The organism is Halocynthiibacter styelae, from assembly GCF_016123485.1.
Lineage (GTDB): Bacteria > Pseudomonadota > Alphaproteobacteria > Rhodobacterales > Rhodobacteraceae > Halocynthiibacter > Halocynthiibacter styelae.
In genome coordinates this window covers 1-5,859 of the sequence record NZ_JADCKQ010000027.1, presented here as the reverse complement: position 1 = coordinate 5,859, position 5,859 = coordinate 1, and the positions used below count along the sequence as shown (strand labels likewise).

The window sequence follows — 5,859 nt, the reverse complement described above, 5'->3', positions numbered from 1 at the left end:
AACCCGCTGGTCGTCGCTATGCGAACCGCATCACGTCTGAACTCGTCGCTGTATCTTGGTGCCATGTCTTGTCTCCTTCATTGCGAATATCGCTCGAAAGAGGCCGGAACTAAATCGGGACAAGACCGATGCTGTTGCGTGGCGAGATTTGCCGCCGGGTTTCGCAGGTCGCATTCTTGGTGCAGGGATCGCCGCTTATATTGCGGCGGCAGTGGTCGGGACTGACGCCTTGGGCATCATCGTGGGGCTTGTTGTGCTGTTTGCGGTAGCACTTATTTTACTTGGCTTGTCATTCCCGATATCTGGCGGTTCGCTTTTCGTTGCTGGTAGTGTTGGCGGTGTCATGGGCACCCTCACTGGGATCGGCGCACCACCTATGGCAATCCTGTATTCTCACGTCGAGACACGCAGAGCCGCCGCGACCCAGAATGCGTTCTACGGTTTCGGGACATTGGTAGCAATTGTTGCTCTGGCCATTGCTGGAATTCTTACAGTCTCGCAACTTGCGTTTGCAGCGTCTCTCGCACCTTTGGTTCCGATTGCCTTGTGGGTGTCTCGTCCTTTAGCCGCAAGGTTTGAAAAGGGCGCAATTCGACCCTGGGCACTCGGAATGGCAACAATTTCAGCGTTGGCTCTATTGAGCCGCAGCCTTTAAAGTAAGGCGCACTTAGTTCAATTCAAAACAAGGGACCAGAAGCGCAATGCAAGCTTGGAAGCTTAAGGTGGCCAGGTCAGACCAGACGCAGGCTTTGCAAATGTCGCTAGTCGCCGTTCAATGGGATCCGCATAGTCAGAAGCAGACAACTCGTAAATGCGAGTTCTACATGCATTGGCGATATCATCTCGTTTCAAACGAGTTGCGTTAGCCAGAAGCCGGCGAACGGCCTCAATATCTTTCATTGCATTTGGGTCTGGATCTGCCACCACAGGAAAATCTCCCATTCCTTCAGTTGCACGGTAAACCAATCTGGTCCAAAGAAAAGAGGGAGAAATGCCAACGGGCAAGTTTGTTGCCCATTAATGTGAACGTCCGAAATACCGTGCCGCAGTGCAGCAGGCAGTTTCAGCGATGAGTGCCCGCTAAGGGCCGTTCGTGACGATCGGTATAGTGAAGATGCTTAAGGGCCAATCTAACGTGTATCGCGGTCGTAGTACTTCGATGGTGGCGAAACTGGCGCGCTTTCCCAAGAAAGTTTCATTTCAAGGCGGACAAGTATCAATTCAAGCCGGACGACACATGTCTGAGAAATTCTATGGCTGGGGTGGTAGGATTCCCAGCTAATTTGGCGACCACGCCATAACTCTCTGAATTTGCCATATTTTATTTCATGACACTCCAAAACGAGATGCACTTGTGTTGCACATAGAAGAGATACAGTCAATTCGGTGCAGTCAGTTTCGGCCCGAAGCAGGTCGTGGTGCAATTGGGGTTTAACGACGGCTCCCAGCTTATTCTGTTGAAAAACTCACGGTTTTGGCGGCACTTCATCATAGGGTGAATGGCTTCCACTTCGATTTCACGGGACGGTTCTGGGCAGACTCGGGTTTGGAGCTAGTTTGGCTAACTTTTTGAGGTTTTGGGCGGTTGCGGCGAGGATAAATTCGTCATGAGCGCCACAAGCATTGCCGGCAGGGTCATGGCAGAGCCATGATCCCGAGAGGGGCCGCGCAATCGAAGCCGGCCTAAGCCGTGAATGCATTTCGGGTGGGCGAACGACATTTCGGCCTTTTTGCGGAGTCGGCATGAGATGGTATATTGCTGTGTTTGCGAGAATGCGCTTGCGACATCACGAGATGCTTCATAGATTGAACGCGTGACTTTGCGCTGTGGTTCCTTGGGACAGCATCGCTGTTTGAGAGGGCAAATGTCACAGTCGAATTTGCTTGCCCTGTATCGGATTGTCTCGTCTTTGTTTGCCCCAGATGTTCCAGTTTGATATGCGCGCAACGGCTTTTTTAACTCTTTTCCATTCGGGCAAATATAGAGGTCATTCTCACCATCATAGGTAAAATCTGCGCGCTCAAACGTACCATCCTTGCGGCCAGATTTATTTATCACGGGGATATGTGGGGCGATCCCTCGCTTCTCAACCAGCCAATCCAACATTGGACCTGATCCATAAGCCGTGTCCGCAATCAGGCGCTCGGGCTTTAAGTCATGCACCTTTTGCACACGATCAATCATCGCTTTCACGGCACCCACTTCAGCCTGGCGCACTGAACGTGTGGGCTCCACATCCAAGATCACAGCGTTATCCGTATCGATCAAATAGTTGGTGGAATAAGCAAAAAACGCTGGGCCACCACGTGCGCCAGTCCATTGGGAAGCCGGATCTGAATGTGAGATGAACTTTGGAACCACTGCACTGGCAGCACCAAAAGCTGCGTCATCCAGTGTGCCCAAATATTCGCGAACAGCGCGTGGTGCATCCTCCGGGTCAATTCCTTCAGGATCCCAATCTGCCTTTGGCGTAGATTTTTGACGATTGGCATCAGCGGCAATGATGCTTGCGTCAGCTGCGTATCTCTGCCCGCTTGCGAGACCTGCATCGATGCATTGCGCTACAACGGCTTCAAACACATGCCGGAGTAAATCACTATCGCGGAAGCGACCATGCCGGTTCTTGGAAAACGTCGAATGGTCCGGAATAGCATCTGTCAAATCCAACTTGCAAAACCAACGATACGCCAGGTTGAGATGAACCTCATCACACAAGCGCCGTTCAGAACGAATGCCCATGATGTAGCCAACCAACAACATGCGCATCATTAACTCAGGATCAATCGAAGGACGCCCCGTTGAGCTATAAAACCTGGCCAAATGCTGGCGCACGCCGGTCAAATTAATGATGCCATCAATCGCCCGCAGGACATGGTCGGACGGGATATGGTCCTCTATCGAAAAGTCATAAAACAGCGCGCTTTGTGCTTCTTGCCTCGGCCCCAACATCGCTCCAACCTCTCATATCAATAAGGACATTGAATCAGTCAGACATCCCTAAATCAACAAGAGTTTTTCAACAGAATAAGCCCAAAGCTGAAGTTGGGTTTCGACACGCGGCGGAACGCTCCCGTTCGCTGAAACCGCGAAAACACCATCCCCCAACAATGAAGCCAGACCTTCACCATTCAGTTGGCAAGACTTTCCTGCCAATCAGGTTGAAGTTCTTGGCGCTCAAAACTTGAGATTAAATCCTTCAGGTTGAAGTGGTTCCATCTTTTCGGACAGGTTTGCAGCGTTTCTGTGCGGACAACCCCGTCATTAGGTTTGTTTGTGCAGTACGAGCATCGGAGAGACGGGACGATCGATTTTGCCGCCTTGGATCACATCTTTGGGTTGATTGTGGGGCCGGCTGTGCGCCGCAGTTGAATTGAATGTCGGCCTCTGTCGCGGTTGTGCGGCGAGTAAATGGAAACTCATTCGTAAGACTGGTCGATTTTTATGGCTGTCAGAGCACCAATTGCCGCTGGTTGAGTGGCTGAGCTTAGGGCGCTGCTGTGGCTTCTACGGGAGAATCAATTGTGCAATCACCCTTTGGCCGTCCGTTTTCTTGGTTTCGATGTGTTTTAATACCGCATTGCAGATTGTGGTTGAATTAAAATTATAAAATCCCGCAATTGGTGTCAATTTGAAGTATTGAAATAGTCTAAGGTGTTTTTTGATACACGAAGTTGTGAATTGAATTTTGATATTTACGAATGCTTTCAGATGTTTTGGCGGAATCATGACGCTGTCGGACACATCTTGAACAAAATCAGTTGCACGGCTGCAACGGTATTGAATATTAATGACAACCTGAAATAAAAATTATTGCTTCATTTCATCTAAAAAGAGAAATGGAGATTGAAACTCCGTCGTAGTCAGAAAAGATTCGGCCGTTTCAATCATACCTTAAGTATATGAGTGTCCGTACGTTACCCGTCTTGTTCCCATCTGTACCGAAGAAAGAAGAGAAGCCCATCACATGACTAGCGATTTGTTTAACGTAGGCTCCGGCGCTGCGCTCTCAAGGTTTGTGTCTTCTAAATGGATTAAGCCAACCTTTCTGCGTAGAGCTGCTTCTACTCTTGGTGGGATGTTCGCTGTGGGCCTCTTTGTGGCTTCAGCGCAGGCGCAAGTCGCCTCGCCTGTTTTCGGCCATCCCCCTTCTGTGTGTAGATCCGGACAAGCAACCTATGCTGATTTTTCAGGCTCGGGAATTGGTGGTAGTGGGATGTTCCCAGCGAACCCAGGCTTTACTTCAGGACCAAGCTTCACTTACCAAACCACTGGGCCAATTTTTTCCTCCGGTTCACGAATTGCGACCAGCGAAACCTGGAGCAGCCCATCCGAGAGTAATATCTCGTCCGTATTTGGCTTTCCCGGAAGTGAAGAAAGCTTAAACATTCGTATGGTAGGCGGAGCCCAGGGAACGGCAATTGACGCGTCTCAAATTGTTCGTTTGGTGTACGACTTTGCTACGCCGACCGAGGCAAATGAACTGGCCTTCGCTGTAACTGACGTTGAGTTGGAACAGGTTCGTTTCCGCGCGCGTGATGAAAATGGTAACCCAGTTAGCGCAGCGACGATCGCAAGTTGGTTTGTCGAGACCTTCGACGCGAACACCTCTAATGCCGGTGCCAACTATCCATCATGGGATCCTGCGGAGCCAGCGATTATTGGTTCAAGCGCCCTACAAACCACATGGCACAACACCCGCATTGGGGGCGGCAGTGACCAAGAGGCATCTGGCGCGTGGTTCCAGCCAACGATTGCCTTAAGCCAACTGACCCTAGAAATGGCATCTCTTGTGCCTGGACAGCCGTCGATTCATTCCTATCTTGCGCATTGCCAATACCCTGTTCCTGTTGCAGAAAATGACAGTGTAAAGGGGATTGATGGCGATCTAGGTGCCAGCGCTGTCATGAACATTTATGACAACAATGGTGTTGCAACGGACAAATTCGGTGGCTTGGACATTGCATCAGGCGATGTCAATTTAACCATCGAAGCTGTAGCAACACCTTTGCCGGGTGCGACAAATTCAAATGTGCCAGTGTTGAATGTCGCAACAGGAAATATTGATGTTCCTGCTGGCACGCCCGCCGGCACTTACACAATTGATTATAAAATCTGTGGCCCTGTTTACACAGAGTACTGCGATACAGCGACTGCTACCATTGTTGTATCCAGCATTACAGCAGCGCCAGAAACCTTCGCGTCAATTGACTCTGCCTCGGGCGGAACAACCACGTCGGTTCTGGCCTCCGATACACTGAACGGCCAAACCGTGGATGCCACTGACGTGAACATCACCGTAGGGGCTGCGACTGGCGGCCTGACTCTAAATGCGAACAACGAAATCGTCGTGCCTGCAGGCACGCCTGCCGGTACATATACGCTTGCGTACACAATCTGTGAAAAAGCCAACCCGACGATCTGTTCAGATACAACCGAAACAGTTGAAGTGTCGGCGCCGACTGAAGTTGTTCCAACGGACGACAGCGAGACCATTGACCGGAGCGCCGCTGATACGGGTGCGACGGATGTGATCAACCTGTTTGATGGCGACAGTGTCAATGGCGATCCTGCCAGCCCGTCCAATGCGACTGTTCTGCCTGTGGATCCCTCCACTGTTCCGGCTGAACTGACCGTAAATCCGGACGGCAGCGTTGACGTAAAACCAGGCACAGCGCCGGGCATCTATGAGTTCGACTATGAGCTTTGCAGCCTCGACACTGTTCCTGTCTGCGAAACCGCAACTGCAACGATCACTGTCACACCAGAGATTGAGGCAGCTCCGGAAAGCTTTGCGGACTTCCCACAGGCTGGTGGGGATACCACTTCGATCCTGGCCTCTGACACGCTCAACGGCGCGC

At 51.0% G+C, this 5,859-nt stretch carries 2 protein-coding genes and 1 pseudogene; 2 read left to right on the top strand and 1 reads right to left on the bottom strand.

Going from position 1 to position 5,859, the window contains the following annotated elements:
- Positions 1-58 precede the first annotated feature (58 nt).
- Positions 59-655, top strand: a complete 597-nt coding sequence (locus H1D41_RS18135) for a TSUP family transporter (RefSeq protein WP_228850251.1) — start codon at positions 59-61, stop codon at positions 653-655.
- Between the two features lie 862 nt (positions 656-1,517).
- Here H1D41_RS18135 and H1D41_RS18130 read toward each other — a convergent pair.
- Positions 1,518-2,950, bottom strand: a pseudogene (locus tag H1D41_RS18130) (transposase).
- 1,015 nt (positions 2,951-3,965) lie between these two features.
- Between H1D41_RS18130 and H1D41_RS18125 the strand changes: the two are divergent.
- A partial coding sequence (locus H1D41_RS18125) for a hypothetical protein (RefSeq protein WP_228850250.1) occupies positions 3,966-5,859 on the top strand: 1,894 nt, incomplete at its 3' end.